Genomic DNA, 26652 nt, shown 5'->3' with positions numbered 1-26652 from the left:
GGCCCCCCGGCTCTGCCGGGGAGGCAGTAGAAGTTTGACTTTTCAGGAGGTTGTCCACCGTAGAGACTTTCAATCGTGAGCCGCCAAGCAAACGAAAGGAAGAAACACGATGGACAAGTATGAAAGTTTGAGTCACACGGCCTGGGATTGCAAATATCACGTGGTCTTCATCCCCAAGTGTCGAAGGCGAACGCTGTACAAGCAGCTACGCGAACACCTGGGTGAGGTATTCAGAAAGTTGGCCGCGCAAAAGGAATGCAGGGTTGAAGAGGGGCATCTGATGCCCGATCACGTGCACATGATGCTGTCGATCCCACCGAAGTACTCGGTGTCGCAGGTGGTGGGCTTTATCAAAGGCAAGAGCGCAATCCACCTTGCGCGGGTGTACGGAGAGCGAAAGCGCAACTTCGTGGGTCAGCACTTCTGGGCGCGAGGGTACTTCGTCTCGACGGTGGGACGCGACGAAGCGGTGATACGGGAGTACATCCGAAACCAGGAGAAGGAAGACGAGAGGTTGGACCAACTCGGTCTATGGAGGTGAGTAGCCACCGATAGGTGGCCCCAAGAATGAGGGGCCGCGTTAGCGACCCCTTACAGCCGCTTTGAGCGGCTCACATCCCGAATGCCCCCGGCTTTGCCGGGGGATGGTTACCTTTTAATCTTTGCTGGCGGTCAGGGTGAGCAAATCGTTTTGCGATCCTGGCAGCAGCAAGCCGGCACGTGAGTAAACCCCGAGCTTGCCGCGGGTGTCGGAAATGTCCAGATTACGCATCGTCAGTTGACCGATGCGGTCCAACGGAGAAAACGGAGCATCTTCCACCTTCTCCATCGACAGGCGTTCTGGCGCGTAGGTCAGGTTGGGGCTCTCGGTGTTGAGCAGTGAGTAATCGTTACCTCTGCGCAGTTCGAGCGTGACCGTACCCGTGATTGCTCGTGCAACCCAGCGCTGGGCTGTTTCGCGCAGCATGATGGCTTGGGGGTCGAACCAGCGGCCTTGGTAGAGCAGGCGCCCCAGTTTCAGGCCGTTCATGCGGTACTGCTCGATCGTGTCCTCGTTGTGGATGCCCGTGACCAGGCGTTCGTAGGCGATGTGCAACAAGGCCAAGCCTGGAGCTTCGTAAATTCCACGGCTCTTGGCTTCAATGATGCGGTTCTCGATCTGATCGCTCATGCCCAGTCCGTGGCGGCCGCCGATGCGGTTGGCTTCGAGGATCAGTTCTACGGGATCAGAGAACTCGACGCCGTTCAGTGCGACGGGCTGACCTTCTTCAAAACGCACGGAAACTTCCTCGCGCTTGACTTCAACCTCGTCCTTCCAGAAAGCGACACCCATGATGGGGTTCACAATGCGAATGCCGCTATTGAGGAATTCCAGATCCTTGGCTTCATGCGTGGCCCCCAGCATGTTGCTGTCGGTGCTGTAGGCTTTTTCGGCGCTCATCTTGTAACCAAAGCCTGCCTTGGTCATGAATGCAGACATTTCAGCACGGCCGCCGAGTTCATCGATGAACAACTGATCCAGCCAGGGCTTGTAAATACGCAGCGATGGGTTGGTCAAGAGGCCGTAGCGGTAGAAACGCTCAATGTCGTTGCCCTTGAAGGTGGAGCCGTCGCCCCAGATGTTGACATCATCTTCCTTCATGGCCGCCACCAGCATGGTGCCTGTCACCGCACGACCCAGTGGGGTCGTGTTGAAGTAGGTGAGTCCGCCGGTAGAGATATGGAAGGCGCCTGCTTGCAGAGCCGCAATGCCTTCATGGGCCAATTGCAAGCGGCAATCGATCAGGCGTGCCTGCTCGGCGCCGTACTCCATGGCTTTGCGGGGAATGGCTTCGTAATCGGGCTCGTCGGGCTGCCCCAGGTTGGCTGTATAGGCGTAAGGTACTGCGCCTTTGAGCTTCATCCAGTGCAGGGCTGCACTGGTGTCCAGCCCGCCAGAGAATGCGATACCGACTTTTTGACCAATCGGAAGGTGTTGAAGAATGGTTGCCATGTAAGGAATCAGGTTCGATGAGAGGGGTTAGGCGAAGTGGCAAATGTAGTGATACGACTCGGTCACCCGAATGTCGAATTTCGAGTTGCCAGGAATGCTGAATTTTTCGCCGGGAGTGGATTTCACCCAGTTATCCGTGCCATCCAGCTTGTATTCGCACGAGCCCGCAACACATTCCATGATTTCTGGTGCGCCTGTATTGAAAGTCAGGGTCGAAGGCAAGATTACGCCCACGGACTTCTTCGTGCCATCTGCCAGCGTAATGCCGTGGCTCACGCATTTACCGTCAAAGTACACATTGGCTTGGGTGTTGACGGTCACACCGTCGAGAGTTTGGGTGGTCATGGTCGTGAGCAAGTGAGGACAACTTTCGATTTTAGGGCAGTCAATCCATGTAACGACGGTTGATGCGACGCTGAGGTGTGAAAGGTGTCTGCCGAATGAGAAAAGCCCCACAAAGGGGCAATGCCAGTCAGTTAAGAGCTGACTGGCATTTTTTCGTTGGGAATTTGGAAGCGCGTTTTTTGACGACCCTTGGGAAGCTGCGCCCAGTGCGGCGTGGCGGCAGCACGAAGTGTCGCGATTGCGCCAACAGGGCTGCCAACTGCTTGGGCAAGGTGCCGGCAGAGTCCAGGCTGGGGACCGCCAGTAAGTTCACGATGGCGTAGCTGGCTGTGTGGAAGCTGATGCGCTGGGGCTCGACCTGGACGTGCACTGCCATCTCGCGCATCCAGCGGCGCAGCAGCGTGTAGGCGATCAGCACACCCCACAGCTCCTGGCGCACCAGCGCGGGCTGCTTGCTGCGCAGCACCGGCTCACCCTCTTGCAGGGTCTGCTTGATCTCCCGGAACCCCAACTCGATCTCCCAGCGCTGGTGGTAGAGCTCGGCCAGCTCCTGCGCCGGATGCGTGCGGGGACACAGCAAGGATGTGATGAAGCGGCGCAGCCGTCCACCCACGCTCACCTCGATCAGGCGTGCCTGCCAGTGGCTGGGCAGATGCGGGTGTGCCTTGCGCGCTTGTGGGGACACCGGCATGCGGATCAGCGCATCGCCGCACGCCAGTTGCTGGACGATCTCATGGCGCAGATTGTCCCGCGCGCGCATCAACCAGTGGCGCTGCGTACCCGCAGCCTGCCAGTCCAACAAGAACGCTGCCGAGAAGTACGCTCGGTCAAACAGGGTCACGGAGTGATCCTCGCCGCGCAACTGCGCTGCCAGGCTCAATTCGCCGCAGTCCATGGCGCCGAGCTTGGCATCAAGCATTTCGTGGCTGTGTGTGTCCATCAGGCAAGTGGCGCGGATCTGCGGCCAGGGCGAGAGGCCATGCTGGTTGCTGCAGCTGCCCAGTTCGACTCGATTCTCAGGGGTGTCCGGGGCCGACCAGACCACACCATCCACAGCCAGCACGCGCAGTGGCTGGCGCACATTCACCGCAGGACGGCTCCAGGCTTGGGTCAACAGGCCGAACAGCTCGGCTAAAGGCTCCTCGCCCAGGCGCTGGCGGGCTTGCACGCTGACGCTCGGCGCGGGCAACGCTTGTCCATCCAGGCTCAAATCCAGCTGCTGCACCACCTGCCACAGTGGCCGGTCGCGAAACAGCGCCAGTCCGATCACAAGCCACACGGCATGTTCGGCAGGCAGCTTGCGCCGGCGGATGGAGGCCTTGCCGCTGGTCCCCAGCGCCTGTGCGATCCAGGTGGGGTCTATCAACGCGCTGAGCTGCTCGAGGCGATCAGGTACTCGGGGCAGGGTCTGGCGCAAGGCGTTTGCAAGCAGGCTCATCAAGCAAAAAAGGGAACGTGTTGAACACGCTCCCTTTTTACTGGATCAAGCCGCCTGCGGGCTTAACTGACTGGCATTGCACAAAGGGGGCTCTTCTATGTTGACGGCTATGGGCTACTCAACGCCAGTAGGGGTTGCCGTGGTGATGGTAGGGGCGGCGGCCATCCGTGTAGTTGTATTCAATCACTGTCACGGGCGGGGTAATGTAGGCCGCAGGAGCCGGGTAGGTCGATGTGACCACGCCAGGTTGCGCGTAGGTGTTTCCTGATCCATAGACGCCATAGTTGCTTGGCTGCGTTGAATAACTTTGCCCTACCTGTGGCTGGACGGTGACAGGAATCCATTGGCCTGGGTCGTACTGGGTGCGAGTGGTGTATTGGCGACCTGCGTATTCATACACCACGTTGTAGCCCACCGTACGATTTTCAAAATACGTTTCGGTCGTGCAGCGCTGCACGGTTTCGTACTGGGGGCGGCCGCTTCCTTCAATCTGGTTGCCTAGGACTGCTCCGCCAATCACGCCCAATGCGGTAGCTGCAACTCTCCCATTTCCCTTGCCAATGGCGTTGCCGGCTGCGCCGCCTGCAATGGCTCCCATGACCGCTCCTGCGCCCGAATTACGCGAACCGCTGTAAACCGTCTCGTTGCCGCACACTTGCTGGGGAACGCCCACCTGCTGAACGATAGGGGTGGCGGAGAGTACGCGTCCTTGTTCCTGAGCCCATACGGCAGTGGAGCAAAGCGCTACTGCGGTGAGGATGACTGTCTTTCTCATGGGAAAACTCCTGTCTTGACGGCTTTACAACGCGCGACATCAGAAAGACGTTGAGCGTTTTGCCGCAGTTTTCAGAAAAGAAGTGTGAAGTTGGGTAAATCAAGCCCAAATCCGCACTTTTCGAAGCACATCCTGTATGAGCTAGGGCTGTGCTCTATGAGTCGCAGTGCTGCATCCAGGTCACGGGGGAAAAACCAACCGTCAACGTGGATGCTTCCCCAGAACTCCACGCCACGACGGGTCGCTTGATCAGGCTGGTGTGCTCTTGCATCAGTCGGAGCGCACTTTCGAAGTTGCTTGCGGTTTCTTGCTGAGTAGGAGTCAATGCGCGCCAGGTAGTTCCTTTTCGATTGAGTACCTGGTCCACACCCAGCGTTTCACACCAGACTCGCAATTGCTGTAGCGAGATGCCTTGCTTTTTGAAGTCGTGGAACGCGTATTCCAAAGACCTCTCGGAAAGCCAGGCCCTGGCTTTTTTGACAGTGTCGCAATTGGGAATCCCGTACAGGGTAATTTGGGGTTGTTTCATGGGCGAAATGATGCCTGATCTGCTGCCTCGGCGACAATCGGAGGTCTATGCACACCACACCCCACACATTGGAAGGCTGGCTCCGTCATTGCGAGCAGATTCACCCGGTCGGCATCGATATGGGCTTGGAGCGTGTCCGAGAGGTTGCGCACCGAATGGCGTTGAAGTTCAACTGTCCAGTCATCACTGTGGCTGGAACCAATGGAAAAGGGTCAACCTGCGCAATGCTGGAAGCGGTTGCGCTACAGGCGGGGTATCGCACCGGCGTGTACACATCGCCCCATCTTGTGCACTTCCAAGAGCGTTGCAGGGTTCATGGCGAGATTGTCAGTCCTGCGGACCTTCTTCCTCACTTCGAGGCTGTGGAGAAAGCGCGCACCCAAGGGGGGGACGAAGTCTCTCTGACCTATTTCGAATTCACGACCTTGGCAATCCTGCGGTTGATGAGCCATTCGTTGCTCGATGTTGCTATTCTTGAAGTAGGTTTGGGGGGGCGGCTGGACGCCACCAATGTCATCGATGCGGATTGCGCCATCATCACCAGCATCGACATTGACCATGTGGAGTTTCTTGGGCCGGACCGTGAGTCTATTGGCCGTGAGAAGGCCGGCATCATGCGCACGGGGCGTCCCGCGATCGTGAGTGATCCGATGGCGCCCCAAAGCGTTGTCGACCACGCCCGTGAAATTGGGGCAGACCTGTGGCGCGTAGGTCATGATTTCAATGTTGGTGGCGACAAGCAGCAATGGAACTGGGCTGGAAGAGGCCGTCGCTATGCTGGTTTGGCGTACCCGGCGCTGCGCGGTGCCAATCAGTTGGTCAATGCAGCGGGTGTCTTGGCGGCATTTGAAGCGTTGCGAGACAAATTGCCCGTAACCGCACAGGCCGTGCGAAACGGTATGGCCATGGTCGATTTGCCCGGGCGTTTCCAAATCGTGCCCGGCCAGCCAACCTTGGTGCTGGATGTTGCCCACAACCCGCACTCTGTGGCTGCGCTCACGGCCAATTTGGACGCCATGGGCTACTACCCGGTCACCCACGCGGTGTTTGGCGCGATGGCTGATAAAGACTTGGGGCCTATGCTTGGGAAGATTGGCCCCTTGGTGGATCGCTGGTATTTCACCAGTTTGCCTGCCCCCAGGGCGTTGTCGGGGGCCGAGCTTCAGCAGAAATGGAATGCCGTGCACATGGTCGCGGGAGGCCGAAAGGATGTGAGTTCCAGCGTTTATCCGGATCCCTTGGTCGCGCTAAAGGCCGCAGTAGAGGCTGCAGACCCGGCTGATAGAATCGTGGTCTTTGGCTCGTTTTACACGGTGGGCGGGGTTCTTGTGAATGGAATCCCTCGCCTGAATGCCAAACATCTGGGCGCTTAAGGTCCACACGAGTCGTACTCTCCATGGCATTTTTCAAGTTTCGGTGGCCCGGTCAGGGCGCTTCTGCCGAAAAACCGGCGAAACGCTCCCGCTCTCCGCAAGCGGAAAGCATCGAGGTCATGCGGCGCCGCGCACGGCATCGCCTGATGGGGGCTGCCGTACTGGTTTTGTTGGGCGTGGTGGGGTTCCCCATGTTGTTCGACACTCAACCGCGCCCCATCCCCGTGGACGTGCCTATCGAAATTCCTGATCGCAACAAGGCTGCACCACTGATGGTGCCTGCAAATGCTGGCGATGCAGATGCGACCAAGTCCGTCGTTGCTAGTTCTGATCGTTCGGGGCAGCAGAGCCGCACCGGTACTGAGCGTTTGACTGCTAGTTCCACTTTGGCGGATGGCGAGGAGTTGGTGTCCTCCAGCTCCAGTGGCAGTAACCGAGCGGCGGTCAAGCCGAATCCTGGCTCGACTGCCGGGGCTGCTGCCAGTGCCGGCACCAAGGCGCCCGAGACAAAAAGCCCTTCAGCCAACGCGCCCAAGGCGGTAGCGCGGACTGAGGACGCAGCCACAAAACAGCACCCGGCGGATGTACGAAAGCCTGCAGTGCCCGAGCGCTTCGATGATGAGCGATTCATCGTTCAAGTTGGAGCTTTCGCCGATGCAGACAAGGCCAGAGAGGTGCGTGTCAAGCTGGAGCGCGCAGGACTGAAAACTTACACCCAGGTGGTGGATTCCAAAGATGGAAAAAGGACGCGGGTGCGCGTAGGCCCCTACAGCAGCCGAGCTGAAGCTGACAAGGCGGCCGCACGCATCAAGGGGCTGGATTTGTCGGCATCCATTTTGACGCTTTGATTCAAGCGCTGCCTTGAGTGATTCATGCACGCACTTGACTGGATCTTCTTGGTGGTTTTGGGAGCCTCCTTGCTGATCGGCGCATGGCGCGGGTTGATCTTTGAGTTGTTTTCTCTTGCCGGGTGGGTTGCTGCATTTTTTGCCGCCCAGTGGTTTGCCGCTGACGTCGGTCAGCGCCTGCCCGTTGCAGGGGGCGAAGGGGCGCTCAGTTATGCCGCAGGATTTGCGGTGGTATTCGTGATCGCAGTTTTTGTTTTTGGCTTGGTGGCTTGGCTTGCCAAGAAAATGATCGAAGCAATCGGCCTGCGCCCTGCTGATCGCAGTATGGGGGCGCTGTTTGGGCTGGTCCGCGGTGGCGTATTGTTGTTGGTGGTTGCTGTGATCGTGGGACTCACGCCGCTGCGCGATAACGCGTGGTGGAAAGAGTCCCTGGGTGCTTATGTGTTGACCCAGGTGCTGGAGTCTTTGAGGCCCACGCTGCCACAAGAATTCGGAAGTCTTCTTCCTTCGTGGGAATAAGCGACTGCCCTTTGCGGTCGCTTGTGAAATTGGCTTAGTGCAGAAGTTACTGCAATTGGATGGGAACAAACTATGTGTGGAATCGTTGGTGTTGTCAGTGCTGCGCCAGTCAATCAGCTGATTTATGACGCGTTGCTGTTGTTGCAGCATCGTGGCCAGGATGCCGCAGGTATCGTTACCCAGCAAGGCCGCAAGTTCTTCATGCACAAGGCTAAAGGAATGGTGCGTGATGTGTTTCGCACCCGCAATATGCGGGCGCTGCCGGGCAATGTGGGGCTGGGCCAGGTGCGTTACCCCACAGCGGGCAATGCGTACAGCGAAGAAGAAGCGCAGCCTTTTTACGTCAATGCCCCATTCGGTATCGTGATGGTGCACAACGGGAACCTGACCAACGCGCATTCTTTGCGTGCGGAGTTGTTCCAAACAGATCACCGGCACACCAACACTGAGAGCGATTCGGAGGTTTTGCTCAACGTTTTCGCACACGAATTGGAGCGTGCGACGCGTGGTGTACCGCTGCAGCCTGATGATGTCTTCACGGCGGTGCGTGCCGTGCACCGGCGGATCAAGGGTTCCTATGCCGTGATCGCATTGATTGCCGGCCACGGTTTGCTGGCATTTCGCGATCCGCACGGGATTCGCCCGTTGGCGATGGGCCGCAGCCAAGACGGCACCGTGATGGTGGGCAGTGAATCCGTCGCACTGGAGGGAACGTCCCACGCATTCGAACGCGATATTCAGCCCGGAGAGGCGGTGTTCATCACGCTGGACGGCACCGTGCATTCCCGCCAATGCGCGGAGGCGCCTCAACTCAACCCATGCATTTTCGAGTTTGTGTATCTGGCACGTCCCGACTCTGTGCTGGACGGTATTTCGGTCTATCAAGCACGCTTGAACTTGGGTGAGGCCCTTGCCAAACGCGTGGTGTCTACGGTGCCACCCAACGAAATCGACGTGATCATTCCGATCCCCGAATCCAGCCGTCCCAGCGCCACTCAGTTGGCGCATTTGTTGGGTATTCCTTACCGCGAAGGTTTTGTGAAAAACCGCTACGTGGGCCGCACGTTCATCATGCCAGGGCAGGGCGTGCGCAAAAAGTCGGTTCGTCAGAAGCTCAATGTGATTGCCAGCGAATTCAAGGGCCGAAATGTATTGCTGGTGGATGATTCCATCGTTCGAGGCACCACTTCCCGCGAAATCGTGCAGATGGCTCGTGATGCAGGTGCTCGCAAGGTGTATCTTGCCAGTGCAGCACCGCCGGTGCGCTACCCGAACGTCTACGGTATCGACATGCCTACCAGCAAAGAGCTGGTAGCCCATGGCCGTACCGTTGAAGAAGTGCGTGAAGCGATTGGATGTGACGCACTGATTTACCAAGACGTGGAAGCCATGAAGCGGGCTGTAGGCTCGCTCAACAGTGCGATCTCCGGGTTTGATGCTTCCTGCTTTGACGGTGTTTACGTGACAGGAGACATTACCGCAGAAGGTATTGCTCGACTGAATGAAGGCCGTGTGGGAACCGAGGAGAACGAAGAAGATACGTCTCGCCTTGCGCTTCCAAACGCCCAGGAGGCCTGACTGCTGACTGGCCGATCAGGCACCACTTCGCTTTGATCCCGTAAAACCAATGAACCAGCAGCGCCGTGAAGTGCGGCGTTGTGCATCCCACTTGCTATGACCGATAACACCTCTGCACGCGTTCGCACGCGCTTTGCCCCTTCACCTACCGGCTTCATCCATCTCGGAAACATTCGCTCTGCACTGTATCCCTGGGCATTTGCGCGAGCTACGGGCGGGGATTTCATCTTGCGCATCGAAGACACGGATGTGGAGCGTTCCAGCCAAGCTGCGGTGGATGTGATCCTGGAAGGCATGCAGTGGTTGGGCATGCAGCCGGACGAGGGGCCGTTCTACCAAATGCAGCGCATGGATCGTTACAAGGCTGTGCTGGCGCAGATGCAGGAAAAGGGTCAGGTGTACCCTTGCTACATGAGCGTTGCAGAACTCGATGCCCTGCGGGAGCGTCAGATGGCTGCCAAGGAAAAGCCCCGTTATGACGGCACCTGGCGACCAGAAGAGGGCAAAACCTTGCCACCCGTGCCTGAAGGTGTTCAGCCAGTCCTGCGTTTCCGCAACCCCAAAGACGGCGTGGTGGCATGGGATGACAAGGTCAAGGGCCGCATTGAAATCCGCAACGATGAACTCGATGATCTGGTGATTGCCCGCCCGGATGGGACACCCACGTACAACTTCTGCGTGGTGGTGGACGATATCGACATGGCCATCACCCATGTCATTCGTGGGGACGATCACGTCAACAACACGCCTCGGCAGATCAACATCTTCCGTGCGCTGGGCGTAGAGCCTCCCGTATACGCACACTTGCCGACAGTTCTGAACGAACAGGGCGAGAAGATGAGCAAGCGCAACGGCGCCAAGCCTGTGACGCAGTATCGCGACGAAGGCTATTTGCCTGAGGCCATGATCAATTACTTGGCCCGTTTGGGCTGGAGCCATGGTGATGACGAGATCTTCAGCCGCGAGCAGTTCTTGCAGTGGTTCAACCTGGATCATCTTGGCCGTAGTGCAGCGCAGTTTGACGAGGCCAAACTGCGGTGGGTGAATGCGCAGCACATCAAGTTGATGGCGGATGACGCCTTGGCTGCTTTGGTGGCAGAGCAACTGGTGCAGCGCGGTGTGCAGCGTGCAGCTCTGGAGGACGGTCGACTCACGCGCATTTGCGGTTTATTCAAAGATCGATGCGACACCACGGTGGCGTTGGCGGATTGGGCGTATGTCTTCTACGGCGACGTGCAGCCCCAGGCTGCCGAACTGGCCCAGCATGTGACGCCCGCCGTGGCTCCGGCGCTTGACGCGCTGGGCGAAGCTTTGGCTTCTTGTGCCTGGGACAAGGCGTCCATCAGTGCTGCTTTTAAAACCGTCTTGGCTGCGCACGGTCTCAAGATGCCTCAGTTGGCCATGCCTGTGCGCGTGTTGACGGTGGGCACTGCCCATACGCCATCAGTGGATGCGGTGCTGGAACTGGTAGGACGCGAAAAAGTTCTCTCGCGTTTGCAGAACCGCTAAAAATCTGTATATAATTCAAGGCTGTGATGACGACGACATGAAATATAGTTGTTGTTAAAACTGGGGGTATAGCTCAGCTGGGAGAGCGCTTGCATGGCATGCAAGAGGTCATCGGTTCGATCCCGTTTACCTCCACCACAGGTTAGTAAGTTCCAAGGTTTTGACCCTATCGTCTAGAGGCCTAGGACATCACCCTTTCACGGTGAGTACCGGGGTTCGAATCCCCGTAGGGTCGCCAAGTTGTAGCGCTTGGCTTGTGTCTGAGATGCAAGCGAAAGCTATCTACCAGGAGTGGTAGTTCAGTTGGTTAGAATACCGGCCTGTCACGCCGGGGGTCGCGGGTTCGAGTCCCGTCCACTCCGCCAAGTCAAGAAGCTTGTGGTTCGCCGCACGCTCTTGCTCTGAAGAAATTCAGAGTTCAGTGGGGGTATAGCTCAGCTGGGAGAGCGCTTGCATGGCATGCAAGAGGTCATCGGTTCGATCCCGTTTACCTCCACCATAGGTTAGTAAGTTCCAAGGTTTTGACCCTATCGTCTAGAGGCCTAGGACATCACCCTTTCACGGTGAGTACCGGGGTTCGAATCCCCGTAGGGTCGCCAAGTTGTAGCGCTTGGCTTGTGTCTGAGATGCAAGCGAAAGCTATCTACCAGGAGTGGTAGTTCAGTTGGTTAGAATACCGGCCTGTCACGCCGGGGGTCGCGGGTTCGAGTCCCGTCCACTCCGCCATCATAGAAAAAGCCGTTGATTTTCAACGGCTTTTTTCTTTTTGGTCTCGCAAGCAGTGTCACATTTAGGTGTCCCATTTCATGGGAAAACCACAATGAAACTGCCTTCCTATCTGGTCAAGTCCAGACATGGGATCTTCTACTTCCGATTGACTGTGCGAAATGAGTCAGGAGTTCACGAGAGACGGTTCTCTTTGGGAACCCGTGAACCACATCAGGCCAAGCTCAAGGCACTGTATATTTCAGCAGAGTTAAAGGGATCAAAAGTGAGCAAGGATTACCAGCCGAAAAACATCAATCTGAATGATCTGAGTACCTTCCCAAGTGATGAAGCTCTCAGGCGAGAAATTGCCGGGGGAGATGCGCCAGACTGAGACTGCCTGATGCCCTGAAGGACGTTCAACTGGTCCGATATGGCTTTTGCCTCCAGAGAGCCAACTTCACAGTCGTTGAGCTGAATGCTCAGCGACCTAATTTGCTCAGCGATTTCTGCAAGTGGGTTGAAAGCGGTGATTGGTCGTCCCCCCCTCCATTGCCCCCCTCGTCCTGATCCGTTTTGATATGGGTCCTGACGAAGTGGGACAGCTTGTTGTGATTGATCTGAAGCATCTCCAAGTCCTTGGCCATCTTTCGGATGACTCCAGCCATGTGAATCACTCCACTGTCCTCCACGCGCCTGAAGCACGTTTCGCTCCAAGCCACTTGAGACATCAGTGTGTTTCACTGCTGTCCGGTTAAATCATATGCGCCGAGCCGAATATCAAGCATTGGCGCGGCTTGCAGGCCGATTTTGTTTGGTGCCGACTTGAACTTCGCTGGACTAAAACCGCGTACTTTCCCGGGATTGGCTTTCCCGAGGAGTGCGCATGTATGTTGGCAAGACCCTGTTCGCCCAGGTCATGGAGTTCATGCCCTGGACGAGTTTTTCCCGCATCGTCCATCGCTACCAAGGCAATGCCGGGGTTCGCACGCTGTCGTGCGCCGAGCAGTTTCGTGCCATGGCGTTCGCGCAACTGACCTGGCGCGAGAGCCTGCGCGACATCGAAGTCAGCCTCTCAGCCAACGCCACCAAGCTGTATGCGATGGGTTTTCGTTCGACCGTCAAGCGCTCTACGCTGGCCGATGCCAACGAGTCGCGCGACTGGCGCATTTGGGCCGATCTGGCGGCGCTGCTCATCCGGCGGGCACGCAAACTCTATGTCGATCATCTCAGCGATCTAGCATCATCCCGAACCATCTATGCGGCTTGCCCGGCTCCAGTGAACGCGGCGCTGAGCGCCGAATTCACTGATTTCAATGACCCCGGCGTGGACTGCATGCATTCACACCGAAGTCATGCGGTCCAATCAAACGGGTCCGTTCAGTAAGTGCTGACCAGCGGCATCTGGCCCGTGCGAACCGCCTCGGCCAGTTCGGTCTTGACCTGCTCGCGGGTCTTGCCCTGGGCCACCGGTTTAGCCGGGTAGCGGCCGGGGAAAAGTTCGTTGGCTTTCTTGCCGCTCTCTTGGTCGACCACGATGTCGCCGGTGCGGATGGCTTCGGCCAGCTCGGCTTTGACTTGCTCGCGGGTCTTACCTTCGACGACCGGTTTGGCCGGGTAGCGGCCAGGGAAAAGTTCGTTGGCTTTCTTGCCGCTCTCTTGGTCGACCACGATGTCGCCGGTGCGGATGGCTTCGGCCAGCTCGGCTTTGACTTGCTCGCGGGTCTTACCTTCGACGACCGGTTTGGCCGGGTAGCGGCCAGGGAAAAGTTCATTGGCTTTTTGGCCAGTTTCACCATTGACCACGATGTCGCCGGTGCGGATGGCTTCGGCCAATTCAGCCTTGACCTGTTCGCGGGTTTTGGGGGCCGAGGCATCAAAGGCCAGGGCATGGCCAGCGGACAGGGCTGCCACCACGGCAAGGGTCAGGGCGGAGAGGGTATAGCGGTTCATGATTGGTTTCCTTTCGGTTTCAAGAAACGGCCGGTCTGTCAACATGACGGAGCTTCTGGCCGGGTCGATGGACCTTCGTGTGGAAAGCGCTGCATCGATGGGATGAACTTTAAAATTTCTTTTTCGAAGGAAAAATAGCTAATAAAACATTGGGTCATTTCCAAAAGAGAAATAATGCAAGCTCTTGAAGAGCCTGTAAGGAGCGCTGGATGGACCGACTGCAGTCGATGCGTGTTTTTGAGAGCGTGGTGGACGAGGGCGGCTTTGCCGCTGCAGCGCGGGCGCTGGACATGTCGGCCCCCGTGGTCACCCGGCTCGTGGCCGACCTGGAAGAACACTTGGGCACGAGGCTGTTGCAGCGCTCCACTCGGCGCCTCTCACTCACCGAGGCTGGCCAGCAATACCTCAGCCGCATACGCCACATCCTGCAGGACATCGATGAAGCCGATGCGATGGCGAGTTCGCACACCACCGAGATGGCCGGCGTGCTGCGAATCCAAGCGCCGCCCCTGCTGGCCACCTATGTTGTCGCGCCTTTGCTGGGCCGCTTTCGCAGCCAGCACCCTGCGGTGCGGATCGAGCTGCATGTGTCGCCCGTGGCCGAGCCAGCCATTGAGGACTTCGACATCACCTTGCTCGGCACCGATGACAACTTCGACGCTGACATCGTGGCGCGCAAGGTCATCGAGTCAGAAGCTTTCCTGGTCGCTTCGCCGGCTTATCTGCAGCGCCGGGGGGAGCCACGCAGGCCAGAGGAGCTGGCGCACCATGATTGCCTGAGATCGAAATCGCCCCAAACCCGACCACGCATTTGGCGTTTGTGGAGTCCTCAACGAGAAGAACAATGGCAGGAGGTGGAGGTTCAGCCTGTTTTGTTGTCCAACCACATGGACACGCTGTTGCGCGCTGCGCTTGATGGCGCCGGCATCATGTCTTTGCCCTTGGATATCGCGGCACCTTACCTCTCACAAGGCACTTTGGTTCGGGTGCTCTCTCCCTGGATCACAGGGCGGCTGGCCTTGTATGCGGCATTGCCGAGCCGTAAGTTCATTCCCGACCGGACACGGGTTTTTCTGGAGTATCTGATCGAGCAAACAAAGCTTCAGACCGACAAGGCCTTGAAGGCATTCACTTCAACGAAAGCGGATTCCGTTGGTTGAGCCACCGACGCACGCGGGCCGCGGTTCAGCCTGAAATTTTCAGATGCCTTCAAATGGAGAAAGCGTGTCGATGGACGCCTGCAGACTGACCATCGACGCGCTAGGTCGGTTCCATCACACGGGTTTGGAGTGCGTTTTTCATGAATGCGGCGGCTTGGTTGCTCAATCGGGGCAAATGGGCAATCTGGTCTTGCTCGATGTGCTGCAGCACCATTTCGTTGATTCCACCAATCAGCCCAGTGGCCAGCCATTGCGGGATCGGAGTTGAGCGATGGTTGGCGGCGGCCGCCAGAAGTACCCCCGCTAGTCTTTCCATTGCCAAGCGCCTGGCGACCAGCCCAGCAGGTCCAAGCGCAAGGATCTCCACAAACAACGCGCGCAGTAGCAAGGGATTGGCGGCCAAGGTCTCCAGATAGAGCCTGATGGTCAGATCAATCTGCGAACTCCAATCTCGCTTGGGATCGATGCTGGCACGCAGCGTGGCCTCGATCTTTTGCGCAGAGTGGTTGAACAGCGCGATCAGGCAGTCGGTCTTGTCCTTGAAGTATTGGTAGAAGGTCCTCTTGGACACATTCGCCTCGCGAACGATGTCTGAAGTCGTGAGTTGCGCGTACCCGTGAGCAGTGACCGCGCGTGCCATTCCCTCCAGCAACCGGGTGCGGTGTTCATCGTCAGGGATCTGTGGTCGGCTCATGGTTCGAGTATCTCATGCTCGGTACTTGACAGTACCGAAAATCGGCGTAGAATTTTGATTGTGGTACCGATTGGTACCGAACTAGAGAATGCCATGTTGAATCAACAAAATCGATTGCTTGCCAGGCTGACACTCAGTGCCTTGATGGGGGTGGCAGCTTGCCTTCCCACGCTGACACATGCCGAAGCTCTCAACTTCGAAGAAGCCGCCCATCGACTGCAAGCCAATTCAGATCGCCTGGCAATGACTCGCTTTTCTGTTGAGAGCGCACAATTAAAAGAGCAGGCCACTCGGCATCTGGGTGGTCCCGTGGTGACCGCAGGAGCTGCGGCTTTCCGCTTCCAGGGCGCCGTACAGGGCATTGATCTGACCCCCCTGACGCACACGATCGGTTCGTCGATTGCAGCGTTGCCGGCGCCGCTGGCGGCCGGTCTGACACGCCTGCCGCCACTTCCGAACAGCCTCGATCTGAGCACGCAGCGCAGTGGCAATACCTCATCAGTCTCGGCCATATTGCCGATCTACACCGGGGGCGCCACCACGGCAATCAAACAGGCCTTGCAAGCCAAAACCGAAGAGGCCCGGGCAGACGGCCGCCAGGTACAACAGGAAGTGTTCAATGAGTTCGTGCAGCGCTACTTCGGCGCCCAACTGGCTGAACGCGTCGCCGGATTGCGTGAAGTGGCCTACCGAACCGTCTCGGAGCATGACGCCGCCACGCAGCGAATGCTGGAAGCAGGTCTTGTCGCACAGGTCGAGCGACTACAGGCTCGCGCAGCGATGGAGGATGCCAAGCGTAACGCCCTGAAGGCCCGGGATGACGCTGAATTAGCCTCGACGGCGTTGGCCAGAATCCTTCGCAACAATGAGCGGATTCAACCGATGAGCCCGCTGTTCGTGATCAGTTCGCCGATCGAGCCACTCGGCTACTTCACTGACGCGGCCCTGGAACGTCACCCGGGATTGGCCAAGGTGGCTGCCAAGAAGCGTGAAGCCGAGCAAATTCATGCGCTGGAAGAGTCTCAGAAGAAGCCTGCGGTGTTCGCCTTTGGCCAACGCCAACTGCGCTCCTCGGACCAGGCCAATTGGGTTGTGGGCGTCGGGGTCAGCTGGAGGTTGTGGGGTGGCGTGGACCGCTCCTTAATGAGCGAAGCCTCTCACCGGCTCATCGAGATGGCGGACAGCCAGGACAAGCAAGCCCGAAATGACATTGCCTTGCTGGTCGAGAAACGTTGGATGGCCGTCGACCAAACCCGGCGCCAGTTCCTTGCGCTGACCCCGAGTCTGGAGTTGGCCAATGCAGTCCTCCAACTCAAGACCAAGGGCCAGAAGGCGGGTACCAACTCCACGCTGGAACTGATCGACGCCGAAGTGAACCTGGCCAAAGCCAAAACGGAACAGGCGCAAGCGGCTTACGACTATGTCAAGGCGCTCGCCGATCTCCTTGAAGTGTCTGGCCTGTCCGATCAATTCGGCAGTTACATGGCTCGTGCCGATCTGAAAGTGCAATGAGATGAACAAGAAACTACCCATCACTCTGGCCATCATCGGCGCAGTCACCGTTCTCAGCGTGGGCCTATGGAAGGCCCAACAGCCTGGCGCCGAGGCGTTCCAGGGGCAAATGGAGGTTCAGGAAGTAGACGTCGCTTCCAAGGTCAGTGCCCGGATCGCGGACATCTTGGTCAAGGAAGGGGATGTCATCACGGTCGGCTCGCCGCTGATTCGCCTGGACAGTCCTGAGGTGACCGCAAAACTGGCGCAGGCCACTGCGGCCCAGGAGGCTGCGCAGGCCACCGCGGCCAAGGCACAAAATGGCGCCCGCCCCCAGGAGGTGGAAATCGCCCGTCTGAACTGGCAGCGCGCATTGGCGGCGGCGGACCTGGCACAGGCGTCGTTCAAGCGGATCGAAGGATTGGCCAGGGACGGCTTGATCGCTGCGCAAAAGCGCGACGAGGCCGAAGCCAATTTCAAGACAGCCCGCGATCAAGCCCTGGCTGCACAGGCCCAATACGAGATGGCTCGCGCCGGGGCCCGTGCCGAGGACAAGCAAGCTGCCGCCGCACAGGCGCGTCAATTGGCTGGAGTCGTAGCTGAAGTCCAGGCGGCCAAGGCCGAGACGGAACTCAAGAGCCCAGTGGCCGGCGAAGTCGTCAAGGTGCTGGGGCGCGTGGGTGAAATTTCGCCCCAAGGCGTCCCCGTGGTCACGGTTGCCAACATGGCAGATCAGTGGGTGGTGCTCAACGTGCGCGAAGACAAACTCGACAAGTTCGCCGTCGGCAAAGAATTCGATGCCACCTTGCCTGCCCTGAAAGGCCGTAAGGTTCGCTTCAAGGTCTACCGGGCAGCAGTCCTGCCTGATTTCGCCACGTGGCGTGCCACCAGGTCCGATCAGGGCTTTGACATCAAGACCTTCGAGGTGCGTGCCCGCCCGTCCCAAATGATTGAGGGCGTTCGCCCTGGCATGTCCGTGCTGGTCGAGTGAATTGACCATGCGCCACTTCTTCAACAGCACCAGGCGGGAGGTCCATCGCCTTGGTCAAAGTCCCTGGGACTTGGCGATGGTGACGTGGGTGCCTGTATTGGCCGTGGTGTTGGTCGTTTGGATATTCTCAAGCGCCATCCCCAGGAATCTGCCTGTTGGCGTGATGGATGAAGACCATTCCGCGCTATCGCGACAACTGGTCCGCATGCTCAACGCCTCGCCTGGCATGCAAGTGGTGGACGAATTCGACAGCGAGTCCTCGGTCCAACTTGCCCTAAGAGAGGTGCGGGTCTACGGGATGATCAACATCCCCCGGGACTTCGAGAGAGACATCAAGCGTGGGATAAAGGCGGAGGTCATTCTGCGTCACAACGCTCAGTTCGCCACGCATTCGAGTCTGCTGCAGCGGGATGTACGCACGGTGGTTGGGACCCTGGCCGCCGGCATCGAAATGTCTGCTCGAAACAAGCGAGGTGAATCGGCCCAACAGGCCAAGGTCAGCTTTAACCCGATCCAAATCCAATCAATCGCGTTGTTCAACGGGTCTGGCAACTACGAAAAGTACCTGACTGCCGCCGCGATCCCCGCCATCCTTCACATCCTCGCGATGACGGCTGGGGCATGGGCGGTCGGCCGTGAGTTCAGGGATAGGACGCTGGGGCAGTGGCTGCAGCACGAGGGGCCGCGGGCCGTCGGAGCAGCCCTGCTGGGCAAGCTGGCGATTCCTTGGGTGACTCTGACCAGCGTGGGAGCCGCAGCGCTCTGGTACATCACGGCCGGGCGTGGCTGGGACATCTCTGGGAGCCTTCTCTGGATCTTCTTGGCCATGACCTTACTGATGGCGCTATCGCTGGCCGCGGGTGCAGCGGCGGCCACTCTGACCAAGTCCTTGCGCACTGCGTTGTCCGTCACGGGGCTTTTGACCGCCCCGGCATTCGCGTTCAGCGGTATGAGTTTCCCGCTGAGTGCGATGCCTGACAGTGCTCGGATGTGGGCGACCTCAATGCCGTTCACCCACTACATCCGATTGCAGACCGAGCAATTGCTGATGGGCTTAACCTTCGGCGCGAGTGCCGCCACACCTGCTGTATTCCTGCTGGCCACCCTCGGGTTGCTCGGGCTGGCGGCCTTGGGCTTGGTTCAGGCTCGCGACAAGCCATCGACCTGGGGAGCGCGTTGACATGACCTCGCACCATCCCACTTCGCTGAGGTCAGGGTTCGTCGCAACGCTGAGGGACGTCTTGCGCGACAAGGGCGCATTGATGATCTTTGTGGCTGCGCCCCTGTTCTATGCTTTCTTCTACCCCTGGTTCTTTGGCCCGGAGGTCGTGACCCGGATCCCGGTGGCGGTTGTCGACCAGGATCACTCGGCGCTTTCACGCTCGATTCATCGTCTGGCACTTGCCAATCCTCGCATCGAGGTCAAGGCAGTTGGGGCGGATGAGCGAGCCGCGCAAGCCGCCATGAGCCGTGGTGAGATTGATGGCTATCTGGTCCTGCCCGACGACCTGAAAGCCCATGTTGCCAGGGGAATGCCCGCTATGGTGACCGTGGTCTCGAACGGGGCCTATCCCCTCATCAGCAAGGCAGTTCAGTACGGCTTTTCTGAGGCCGTGGGCGCAGCCTCGGCAGGTGTTGAGATCAGGCAGCGAGAGGCCAAAGGACAGAGTCCCTGCCAAGCCGGCGAGAGCCGCACTCCCGTGGATTTCCGGGCCATGGCGCTGTTCAACCCTACAGAAGGCTATAGCAGCTTCATTGTTCCTGCCGTTGCCTTGTTCATCATGCACCAGACCCTCCTGATGGGCGTGGGTATGCTGGTGGCGACCTGGGTCGAACGAGGCGCGGCTCATGCCAGTCCAATGGCCTGGATCGGGCGCTGGCTGGCATTCCTGTTGCCGGGATTGGTGTCTGGCCTGTTCTATTTCGGATGGGTCTTTTGGCTCTACGGTTACCCTCGCGCTAACAACGTGGCTGGCTCCCTAGTTTTCCTGGTCCTGTACGTGTCGGCCATCGTGACGCTGGGGTCACTTGTGGGCCTGTGGTGTAGAGATCGCGAACGGGTCCTTCAAGTCCTGCTTTTTTCGACATTGCCGATGGTGTTTCTTGCCGGATTTTCCTGGCCGCCAGAAGCGTTGCCGCTCCCGTTGCAGTATCTGCGGTGGTTGATACCGACAACGTCTGGAGTGCAGGCTGCATTGCGCCTGAATCAAATGGGAGCCCCTCTGCAAAGCGTGATGCCCTATCTCGGTTGCCTGTTGGCACTGACCGTGGTGGCCGGCAGCTTCGTCTTGAAATTCGGCGGTAAGCCGCAGGGCGATTGAGGACGGAGATACTTGCACACGCGCAGGCAATGGGCTGCTGTGAAGGCACGCTGCTGGTTCGAGGAAGAGCCACGCGTCGACTTCATCCGCAATATCGCCCCCTGGGACGCCGACGATCTGGACGCTGATCGCAGCCGAGGATTGCGATTGGACCCTGAGCGGCCGTTGATCAAAGTTCTGCTGATGGCAGCTTCTGGCCGTATGCGGTCATTTCTGCCGTATTTGGGAGTTCTTTTTTGTCGCGTACGTTAAATGCCTTTCGCATTAATTGCCGCCTCACTTTGGTTCTGTTTGGCTAAGCTTGTACCCCCATAAATCAGTCTGAGCTGCTGCCCAAAAGAGTGGACTTTGGTGTAGCATGACTGGTGTCACAACAAGGGGTCACACTTTTTGTGAACACTTTTGCGATTTTTTCTGAAAAAAATCCTTTTAAATCATTGGCTTAGAACTTTTTCAGTGAGTGTCCCGTCCACTCCGCCAAAAAGCAAAACGCCGCAATGAAATTCATTGCGGCGTTTTTGTTTTTGCGTTTCCTGTTTAGGAATGAAGAATCTCGGTGTTTTGGCTTGTAGTGCTTATGGGGTAAGCGCTACAAGCTATTAAATTTATAGCAATTAACGTGGTGCCAGGCGAATCGCACCGTCCAGGCGAATGACTTCACCGTTGAGCATATCGTTCTCAAAAATGTGCACGGCCAGTTTGGCATAGTCTTCGGGTGTGCCCAGGCGGCTCGGGAACGGAACGCCGGCGGCCAGTGCGTCTTGCACTTCCTGGGGCATGCCAAACAGCATGGGAGTGCCGAAGATGCCTGGGGCAATGGTCATGTTGCGGATACCGTTGCGGGCCAGATCACGAGCGATGGGCAGGGTCATGCCCACGATCCCACCCTTGGATGCGGAATACGCGGCTTGCCCAATTTGGCCATCGTACGCAGCCACGCTGGCCGTAGAAATCATGGCACCGCGTTCGCCTGTGACTTCCGGGTCGTTTTTGGCCATGGCTTCAGCGGCCAAGCGGATCATGTTGAAGCTGCCCACTAGGTTCACCGTGATGGTTTTGCTGAACAAGGCCAGGGAATGCGCGCCGTTCTTGCCCACGGTTTTCTCAGCGGGTGCAATGCCTGCGCAGTTGACCAAGCCCATCAGTTTGCCCAGCGATACTGCTTTGTCAACCACTGCCTGTGCATCGGCTTCATTGCTGACATCGCAGCGCACAAAAGCCCCACCGATCTCCTTGGCGACGGCTTCGCCTTTTTCGACCTGCATGTCCGCGATGACGACGGTGCCGCCCCGCAACGCCAGCATGCGTGCAGTGCCTTCGCCCAGCCCCGAGGCGCCGCCGGTGACGATGAATACTTTGCCCTTGATTTCCATAGCGTGTCTCCTGGTTGAATTACGTTGACGTAAACGTCAATTATCAACCACCTCCGGGAAGGCGCTGCGCGAGCGCACACAAAAAAGCCCGGCATGTGCCGGGCTCTCGGGAGTGGGTTGTGACGGAGTTACTGGAAGCCGACGCGGTCCAGCATCTGCTGCACCTTGGTCACATTGGCTCCCACGGCGCTGATGGGAATGGTTTCGCTCTTGAAGGGGGCATTGCCCGTCATGGCCTTGAGTGCGGGGTTGTCCAGCGTCACGCTCTTGACCGCCGGCCACTCGTTGTTGCCGTTGGCGAAGTAGTTCTGGGCTTCTGGACTTGCCAGGTATTCGAGGAACTTGACGGCGTTTTCCTTGTTTTTAGCGTGTTTGGCGACTGCGCCCCCCGCAATGTTCAGGTGCGTGCCCCACGATGCCTGGTTGGGGAACACCACGCCGACCTTGTTCACCACCGCAACGTCTTCCGGTTTGTTGGAGCGCATCATGCGGGCGAGGTAGTAGCTGTTGGTCACGCCAATATCGCATTCACCGGAGGCCACCGCCTTGATCTGGTCGGTGTCACCGCCCTTGGGGGGGCGGGCCAGATTAGCCACCACGCCCTTGAGCCAGGCCTCGGCTTTTTGCTCACCCAAATGCTCGGTCACTGCGCCAAACAGGCTCAGGTTGTAGGGGTGCGAACCCGAGCGAATGCAGAGCTTGCCCTTGTTCTTGGGGTCTCCCAGCTCCTCATACGTGTCCACGTCGGCTTTTTGGACCTTGACCTTGTTGTAAACGATGACGCGGGCGCGGGTGGACAGGCCAAACCACGAAATGCCGCCATCGGCTGCGGGGGCGCTGCGCAGGTTGGCGGGAATGGCGTCGTTCAGCACCTTGGACTGGATGGGCTGGAACAGCCCGTCCACTTCACCCTTGTAGAGCCGGGCCGCATCCACCAGCAAGATGACATCTGCCGGAGATGCAGAACCTTCAGCCTTCAGTCGAGCGAGGATGCCCGCATCGTCGGCGTCCACGCGGTTGATCTTGATACCCGTGGCCTTGGTGAACCCCGTGTAGAGCGCCTCGTCGGTGGAGTAGTGGCGGGCGGAGTACAGATTCACGACTTGCTCTTGGGCCAATGTGGCGCCCGCAGTGGCGGCCAGTGCGCAGGCGGTCAGCAGGGCTTTCACGGTCTTCGACATGGAAATGCTTCTTTCGGGGTTGCGATGCTCTAATGATAAAACAAACGCGAATTATTCTTAATAAAAACCCGTACAGCAGAGGTACTTCCGCACACAGCACCTCCGTGCGAGGCGCCGTTACCGCAATCATTTATTCGTCAATCGAGGCGCTCCAGCGGCTACCCCAGTCTCGGGCGCGGTCGATGTTGCGGCGGTCGCGCTTGGTGGGGCGACCTTCTTGCAGCGCGGCGGCGGGTTCTGGGGCCAGGCGCCGCTGTTCGGCGGCGCGCTCGCGGGCGGCAATGCTTTCGGGTGTTTCTTCGTACAGCAGTTGTGCCACGGGGGCAGGGCCACGTGCACCGCTCAGGGCTCGAACCAGCACCGTGCGGGCCACCGGCCCCTGGCGCAGCGCCACGGTGTCACCACAGCGCAAGTCCCGGGCGGGCTTGGCGGCTTGGCCGTTCACGGTGACGCGTCCCTTCGCAATTTCCTCGGTGGCCAGGCTGCGCGTTTTGTAAAAGCGCGCACACCAAAGCCACTTGTCCAGCCGCATCGTTTCAGTCACGTTCATTCGCTCAATTGTGCCGGGTTGCCATGGGCGGTGCTGGCAAAGTGCTGCGCAAGCGGCAGGCGAACCACGGCGTCCAGCCCCAGGACTCGGGTGCCTTGTTCGCGGTTGGTGAGGGTGATGCTTCCTCCCAGCGCTTGCACGATTTCCTGACAAATGGCCAGGCCCAGGCCGCTGCCGCTGCGCACATCGCCTGCCGAAAACGGTTGAAACAGCCGCGCTGCCAGTTCGGGTTCAATGCCCGGCCCGCAGTCGCTGATGGTGAGCGCCGTATGGTGGGCGTCGCAGCGCAGGTCCACCGCCAGTTCGCTGCCGTGCGGCGCGTGGCGCACCGCGTTGTGCAGCAGGTTGCGGGTCAGTTCGCGAAGCATCCACTCATGAGCGCGCACGGGTGCGGCCTCGGTGTGGATGCCGAAGTCCAGATCGCGCTGGGCGATGAGCGGGGAGATTTCCAGCGCCACGGTGCGCAGCACCTCGTCCAGCCGGGTGATGGGGGGCTCGCTTTGCTGGCGCAATTGCTCCACCTTGGCCAGCGCCAGCATCTGGTTGGCCAGCTGTGTGGCACGGTCTACCGTGTCGCTGATTTCATGCAGTGCCTGCTCGGCAGGCATGTCGCCGCGCAGCGCCGATTGCACCTGAGTTTTGAGCACCGCCAGCGGTGTGCGCAACTGGTGCGATGCGTCGCGCACAAACCGTTTTTGGTGGCGCAGCAGATGGCGCAGTCGTTGCATCACTTGGTTGGTCGCAGCAATCAGCGGTTGCAACTCACGCGGGGCGGTGGGGGCGGCGATGGGGCTCAGGTCGCCCTCGCCACGGGCCTGCAGTTGCAGGCTCAGGTGTCGCACGGGGCGTGTAGCGCGTTGCACCACCCACAACACGGTGAAGGCAATCACTGCGATCAGCAGGGCCTGACGCATCAAGGTCTTCCACAGAATTTGCAGCGCCAGGGTTTCACGCACCTCCAGCGTCTCTGCCACCTGGATCACGGCCATGCCGCGGCCTTCGGCACTGGCCACCGGCTGCAGTAGCACTGCCACGCGCACGGGTTGGTCGCGGAAGACGTCGTCGTAAAAATCCACCAGGGCAGCATACGGGGGCTTGAGCGGAATCTTGCCGCGCCACTCGGGCAGGTCGCCAAACCCGGAGATCACTTCACCCCCCTGGGTGGAGATGCGGTAGAACATGTGGCTCTGGTTGTCCGCCTCGAAAGCCTCCAGCGCCGAGTACGGCACGATCGCGCGGATCTGGGCCTCGTCGTCGTAGCCCTCCACATCGAGTTGCTCGCTGATGCTTTTGGCCGATGCCAGCAGCGTCCGGTCGTACGCCGTGTGCAAAGACGCCAGCGTCTGGTGGTACAGGCTGTAGGTGTTGAAGCTGATGAAGGCAATCACCGGCACCAGAATGCCCAGCAACAGCCTGCGCCGCAGGGAGTGGGTGGCTTGCTGGGGTTCGCTCATGGTTTGGCTGTGTGCGTCACGCATCGGTGCGTAGCAGGTACCCCAGGCCGCGCAAGGTCATCAGGGTCAGGCCTGTGCCCACCAGTTTTTTACGCAGCCGGTACACCACCACCTCGATGGCTTCGTACTGCACATCCAACTGCCCTGGAAACACCAGTTCGTACAGCCGCTCTTTGGTCACGGCGTGCCCAGGCTGCGCCAGCAGCGCGTGCATCAGCGCCAGCTCGCGCGGAGTCAGCTCCATGACTTCGCCGTGCAGGTACAGGGCGCCACTGTCCTTGTCATAACGAATGGCGCCAATCTGCGTGATATTGCTGCCCACTGGCGTGGCGCCCGGGTCGGCACTGCGCCTTACCAAGGCGCGCAGGCGGGCTTCGAGCTCGTCCAGATCAAAGGGCTTGGGCAGGTAGTCGTCAGCCCCGGCGTTCAGCCCCATCACCCGGTCGCCCACGGTGCCGCGCGCGGTGAGGATCAGCACCGGTGTGCGCAGGCCGAGTGCGCGTGCACGCTGCAGCACTTGCAGGCCGGGCAGGGTCAGGTCGAGCACCACGGCGTCGGGCACGCGCCCCACCCACTGGCTGAGAGCTGCCTTGCCATCACCCACCGCTGCCACCTCCATGCCACGCCGCGTCAGCGCGCGCTGCAAGGTGGTCTGCATGGTGGGGTCGTCTTCTACTAGGAGCAATTGCATGCGCGGCACCATAGCACCGACTGGGCTGCGGTTTGCAGAGTTTTTCCAGCGGCGGTACACAAAAAATGCGGTGACGGCATTCTGCACGGAGCCCCCACTTTGTATGGGTGTTTTCCCTGAGTTCGCAGACAGCCTTTTGACAGGCAGGGCGCGCATCATCCAGCCATTCGCTAACCGTTCTAGGAGACACCGATGCGTCGCGATACTTTCCTCAAGTCCTTGGCCGCCATGGCCGCCGTCGGCAGCTTGCCGGTGTCGGCCCAGACGGCTGCGTTGAAGATGATGATTCCCGCCAACCCTGGCGGTGGCTGGGACACCACGGGCCGCGCCCTGGGCAAGGCCATGCAAGATGCGGGTGCCGCTTCGTCGGTGTCTTATGACAACAAGGGCGGCGCCGCAGGCGCCATCGGCCTGGCGCAGTTTGTTAACGCCAGCAAGGGTGACCCGAATGCACTGATGGTGATGGGCGCTGTGATGCTGGGCGGCATCATCACCGGCAAGCCACCCGTGGGCCTGGACAAGGTCACGCCTCTGGCACGCCTGACCAGCGAATACAACGTGTTTGTGCTGCCTGCGAACTCCCCCTTCAAGACCATGAAGGACGTGATCGAGCAGCTCAAGAAAGACCCCGGCAGCGTGAAGTGGGGTGGTGGTTCGCGTGGTTCTACTGAGCACATTGCCGCTGCCATGATTGCGCGCGAAGTGGGTGTGGACCCTGCCAAGATCAACTACGTCGCGTTCCGTGGGGGTGGCGAGGCCACCGCCGCCATCCTGGGTGGCAACGTCACCATCGGCGGCAGCGGCTACAGCGAGTTTGCGGAATACATTGCCGCCGGCAAGATGCGCGCTGTGGGCGTCACGTCTTCCGCACGCCTCAAGGGTGTCAACGTGCCTACGCTCAAGGAGCAGGGCATCAACGTGGACATCGGCAACTGGCGTGGCGTGTACGGTGCCCCTGGCATCACGGCCGAACAACGCAAGGCCCTGATTGACGCGCTGTCCAAGACCTTCAAGCACAAGGCTTGGCAAGACGCGATGGAAAAGAACGGCTGGACGCCCGCATGGCTGGCTGGCGATGAGTTCTCGAACTTCGTGGACTCGGAATTTGCCAGCCTGCGTGCCACGATGGCCAAGTCCGGAATGATCTAAAACCAGCACGGCGTGCGCGGCCTTGCGCCTGC

At 59.2% G+C, this 26652-nt stretch carries 25 protein-coding genes, 6 tRNA genes and 1 pseudogene; 20 read left to right on the top strand and 12 right to left on the bottom strand.

Translation table 11 applies throughout. The annotated features are described in order from the left end of the window. Positions 1–109 precede the first annotated feature (109 nt). Positions 110–541 (top strand): IS200/IS605 family transposase, encoded by a 432-nt coding sequence (gene tnpA, locus BDD18_RS02660; RefSeq protein ID WP_026437438.1) that lies wholly within the window; start codon positions 110–112, stop codon positions 539–541. Positions 542–655: 114 nt separating this feature from the next. On the opposite strand, the gene argG is transcribed toward tnpA, so the two are convergent. The 5 genes from argG to BDD18_RS02635 all read right to left on the bottom strand — a co-directional run bounded on the left by argG (position 656) and on the right by BDD18_RS02635 (position 5080). After that, on the bottom strand, positions 656–1993 hold the full coding sequence (gene argG, locus BDD18_RS02655) for an argininosuccinate synthase (RefSeq protein WP_066692268.1): 1338 nt from the start codon (positions 1991–1993) through the stop codon (positions 656–658). 27 nt (positions 1994–2020) lie between these two features. Further along, complete coding sequence (gene ppnP, locus BDD18_RS02650; protein WP_066692272.1) at positions 2021–2338, bottom strand: pyrimidine/purine nucleoside phosphorylase; 318 nt, start codon at positions 2336–2338, stop codon at positions 2021–2023. A 127-nt stretch (positions 2339–2465) separates the two neighbouring features. Continuing rightward, the gene (locus BDD18_RS02645; protein WP_142081231.1) at positions 2466–3776 is read right to left on the bottom strand and encodes an IS4 family transposase; all 1311 of its coding nucleotides are present in this window, start codon (positions 3774–3776) and stop codon (positions 2466–2468) included. Positions 3777–3894: 118 nt separating this feature from the next. Further along, positions 3895–4551: a glycine zipper 2TM domain-containing protein gene (locus tag BDD18_RS02640; protein WP_066693128.1), complete on the bottom strand. Its 657-nt coding sequence runs from the start codon at positions 4549–4551 to the stop codon at positions 3895–3897. A 154-nt stretch (positions 4552–4705) separates the two neighbouring features. Next, on the bottom strand, positions 4706–5080 hold the full coding sequence (locus BDD18_RS02635) for an arsenate reductase (protein WP_142081229.1): 375 nt from the start codon (positions 5078–5080) through the stop codon (positions 4706–4708). A 47-nt stretch (positions 5081–5127) separates the two neighbouring features. On the opposite strand from BDD18_RS02635, the gene folC reads away from it, so the two are divergent. The 13 genes and pseudogenes from folC to BDD18_RS02565 form a co-directional block, all read left to right on the top strand. Then, entirely contained in the window at positions 5128–6453 is a 1326-nt protein-coding gene (gene folC, locus BDD18_RS02630; protein ID WP_066691935.1) for a bifunctional tetrahydrofolate synthase/dihydrofolate synthase, read from the top strand. A 23-nt stretch (positions 6454–6476) separates the two neighbouring features. After that, positions 6477–7301, top strand: a complete 825-nt coding sequence (locus tag BDD18_RS02625) for an SPOR domain-containing protein (protein ID WP_066691933.1) — start codon at positions 6477–6479, stop codon at positions 7299–7301. Positions 7302–7325: 24 nt separating this feature from the next. Beyond that, positions 7326–7820, top strand: a complete 495-nt coding sequence (locus tag BDD18_RS02620) for a CvpA family protein (protein ID WP_066691931.1) — start codon at positions 7326–7328, stop codon at positions 7818–7820. A gap of 72 nt (positions 7821–7892) precedes the next feature. Beyond that, positions 7893–9398, top strand: coding sequence for an amidophosphoribosyltransferase (gene purF / locus BDD18_RS02615; RefSeq protein ID WP_067512848.1), 1506 nt, complete (start codon positions 7893–7895; stop codon positions 9396–9398). Between the two features lie 96 nt (positions 9399–9494). Beyond that, positions 9495–10907, top strand: a complete 1413-nt coding sequence (gene gltX / locus BDD18_RS02610; protein ID WP_066691927.1) for a glutamate--tRNA ligase — start codon at positions 9495–9497, stop codon at positions 10905–10907. 62 nt (positions 10908–10969) lie between these two features. Beyond that, positions 10970–11045 (top strand) — tRNA-Ala (locus BDD18_RS02605). A 24-nt stretch (positions 11046–11069) separates the two neighbouring features. Beyond that, positions 11070–11145, top strand: a tRNA-Glu gene (locus BDD18_RS02600). A 50-nt stretch (positions 11146–11195) separates the two neighbouring features. Beyond that, positions 11196–11272: transfer RNA gene (locus BDD18_RS02595), tRNA-Asp, on the top strand. A 58-nt stretch (positions 11273–11330) separates the two neighbouring features. Next, positions 11331–11406, top strand: a tRNA-Ala gene (locus BDD18_RS02590). Between the two features lie 24 nt (positions 11407–11430). Beyond that, positions 11431–11506: transfer RNA gene (locus BDD18_RS02585), tRNA-Glu, on the top strand. A 50-nt stretch (positions 11507–11556) separates the two neighbouring features. Next, positions 11557–11633, top strand: a tRNA-Asp gene (locus BDD18_RS02580). 94 nt (positions 11634–11727) lie between these two features. Next, positions 11728–12006 (top strand): hypothetical protein, encoded by a 279-nt coding sequence (locus tag BDD18_RS02575; RefSeq protein WP_142081227.1) that lies wholly within the window; start codon positions 11728–11730, stop codon positions 12004–12006. 492 nt (positions 12007–12498) lie between these two features. Further along, positions 12499–12835, top strand: a pseudogene (locus BDD18_RS02565) (DUF4372 domain-containing protein); the annotation flags it as partial. A 157-nt stretch (positions 12836–12992) separates the two neighbouring features. Here BDD18_RS02565 and BDD18_RS02560 read toward each other — a convergent pair. Continuing rightward, positions 12993–13565: a DUF4148 domain-containing protein gene (locus BDD18_RS02560; protein WP_142081223.1), complete on the bottom strand. Its 573-nt coding sequence runs from the start codon at positions 13563–13565 to the stop codon at positions 12993–12995. Between the two features lie 209 nt (positions 13566–13774). On the opposite strand from BDD18_RS02560, the gene BDD18_RS02555 reads away from it, so the two are divergent. Then, complete coding sequence (locus BDD18_RS02555; RefSeq protein ID WP_066692008.1) at positions 13775–14725, top strand: LysR family transcriptional regulator; 951 nt, start codon at positions 13775–13777, stop codon at positions 14723–14725. A gap of 100 nt (positions 14726–14825) precedes the next feature. Here the strand turns inward: BDD18_RS02555 and BDD18_RS02550 are convergent, their stop codons facing one another. Further along, a complete protein-coding gene (locus BDD18_RS02550; RefSeq protein WP_066692010.1) occupies positions 14826–15419 on the bottom strand; it encodes a TetR/AcrR family transcriptional regulator in 594 nt (197 codons plus the stop codon). 93 nt (positions 15420–15512) lie between these two features. Here BDD18_RS02550 and BDD18_RS02545 point away from each other — a divergent pair, with 93 nt between their 5' ends. The 4 genes from BDD18_RS02545 to BDD18_RS02530 are packed head-to-tail and all read left to right on the top strand — an operon-like array spanning position 15513 to position 20222. Continuing rightward, a complete protein-coding gene (locus BDD18_RS02545) occupies positions 15513–16931 on the top strand; it encodes a TolC family protein (RefSeq protein WP_244938967.1) in 1419 nt (472 codons plus the stop codon). Position 16932: 1 nt separating this feature from the next. Continuing rightward, the gene (locus BDD18_RS02540) at positions 16933–17901 is read left to right on the top strand and encodes an HlyD family secretion protein (protein WP_104801856.1); all 969 of its coding nucleotides are present in this window, start codon (positions 16933–16935) and stop codon (positions 17899–17901) included. Between the two features lie 7 nt (positions 17902–17908). Continuing rightward, positions 17909–19081 (top strand): ABC transporter permease, encoded by a 1173-nt coding sequence (locus BDD18_RS02535; protein WP_066692050.1) that lies wholly within the window; start codon positions 17909–17911, stop codon positions 19079–19081. A gap of 1 nt (position 19082) precedes the next feature. Further along, complete coding sequence (locus BDD18_RS02530) at positions 19083–20222, top strand: ABC transporter permease (RefSeq protein WP_142081221.1); 1140 nt, start codon at positions 19083–19085, stop codon at positions 20220–20222. A gap of 614 nt (positions 20223–20836) precedes the next feature. Here BDD18_RS02530 and BDD18_RS02525 read toward each other — a convergent pair. From BDD18_RS02525 to BDD18_RS02505, 5 genes are all read right to left on the bottom strand, one after another. After that, positions 20837–21595: a 3-hydroxyacyl-CoA dehydrogenase gene (locus BDD18_RS02525; RefSeq protein WP_066692017.1), complete on the bottom strand. Its 759-nt coding sequence runs from the start codon at positions 21593–21595 to the stop codon at positions 20837–20839. Between the two features lie 128 nt (positions 21596–21723). Further along, positions 21724–22776 (bottom strand): extracellular solute-binding protein, encoded by a 1053-nt coding sequence (locus BDD18_RS02520; RefSeq protein WP_066692036.1) that lies wholly within the window; start codon positions 22774–22776, stop codon positions 21724–21726. Positions 22777–22906: 130 nt separating this feature from the next. Beyond that, positions 22907–23326, bottom strand: a complete 420-nt coding sequence (locus BDD18_RS02515) for an RNA-binding S4 domain-containing protein (RefSeq protein WP_044401223.1) — start codon at positions 23324–23326, stop codon at positions 22907–22909. Further along, on the bottom strand, positions 23323–24780 hold the full coding sequence (locus BDD18_RS02510; protein ID WP_142081219.1) for a sensor histidine kinase: 1458 nt from the start codon (positions 24778–24780) through the stop codon (positions 23323–23325). The genes BDD18_RS02515 and BDD18_RS02510 overlap by 4 nt, the downstream gene beginning before the upstream one ends. Before the next feature lie 16 nt (positions 24781–24796). Then, positions 24797–25471: a response regulator transcription factor gene (locus BDD18_RS02505; RefSeq protein WP_142081216.1), complete on the bottom strand. Its 675-nt coding sequence runs from the start codon at positions 25469–25471 to the stop codon at positions 24797–24799. Between the two features lie 192 nt (positions 25472–25663). Between BDD18_RS02505 and BDD18_RS02500 the strand changes: the two genes are divergently transcribed. Next, positions 25664–26620, top strand: coding sequence for a Bug family tripartite tricarboxylate transporter substrate binding protein (locus BDD18_RS02500; protein ID WP_044401225.1), 957 nt, complete (start codon positions 25664–25666; stop codon positions 26618–26620). The last annotated feature ends 32 nt before the right edge of the window (positions 26621–26652 follow it).

It is taken from the genome of Acidovorax temperans (assembly GCF_006716905.1).
Taxonomy (GTDB): domain Bacteria; phylum Pseudomonadota; class Gammaproteobacteria; order Burkholderiales; family Burkholderiaceae_C; genus Acidovorax; species Acidovorax temperans.
This window is presented reverse-complemented; position numbering and strand designations above follow the sequence as displayed.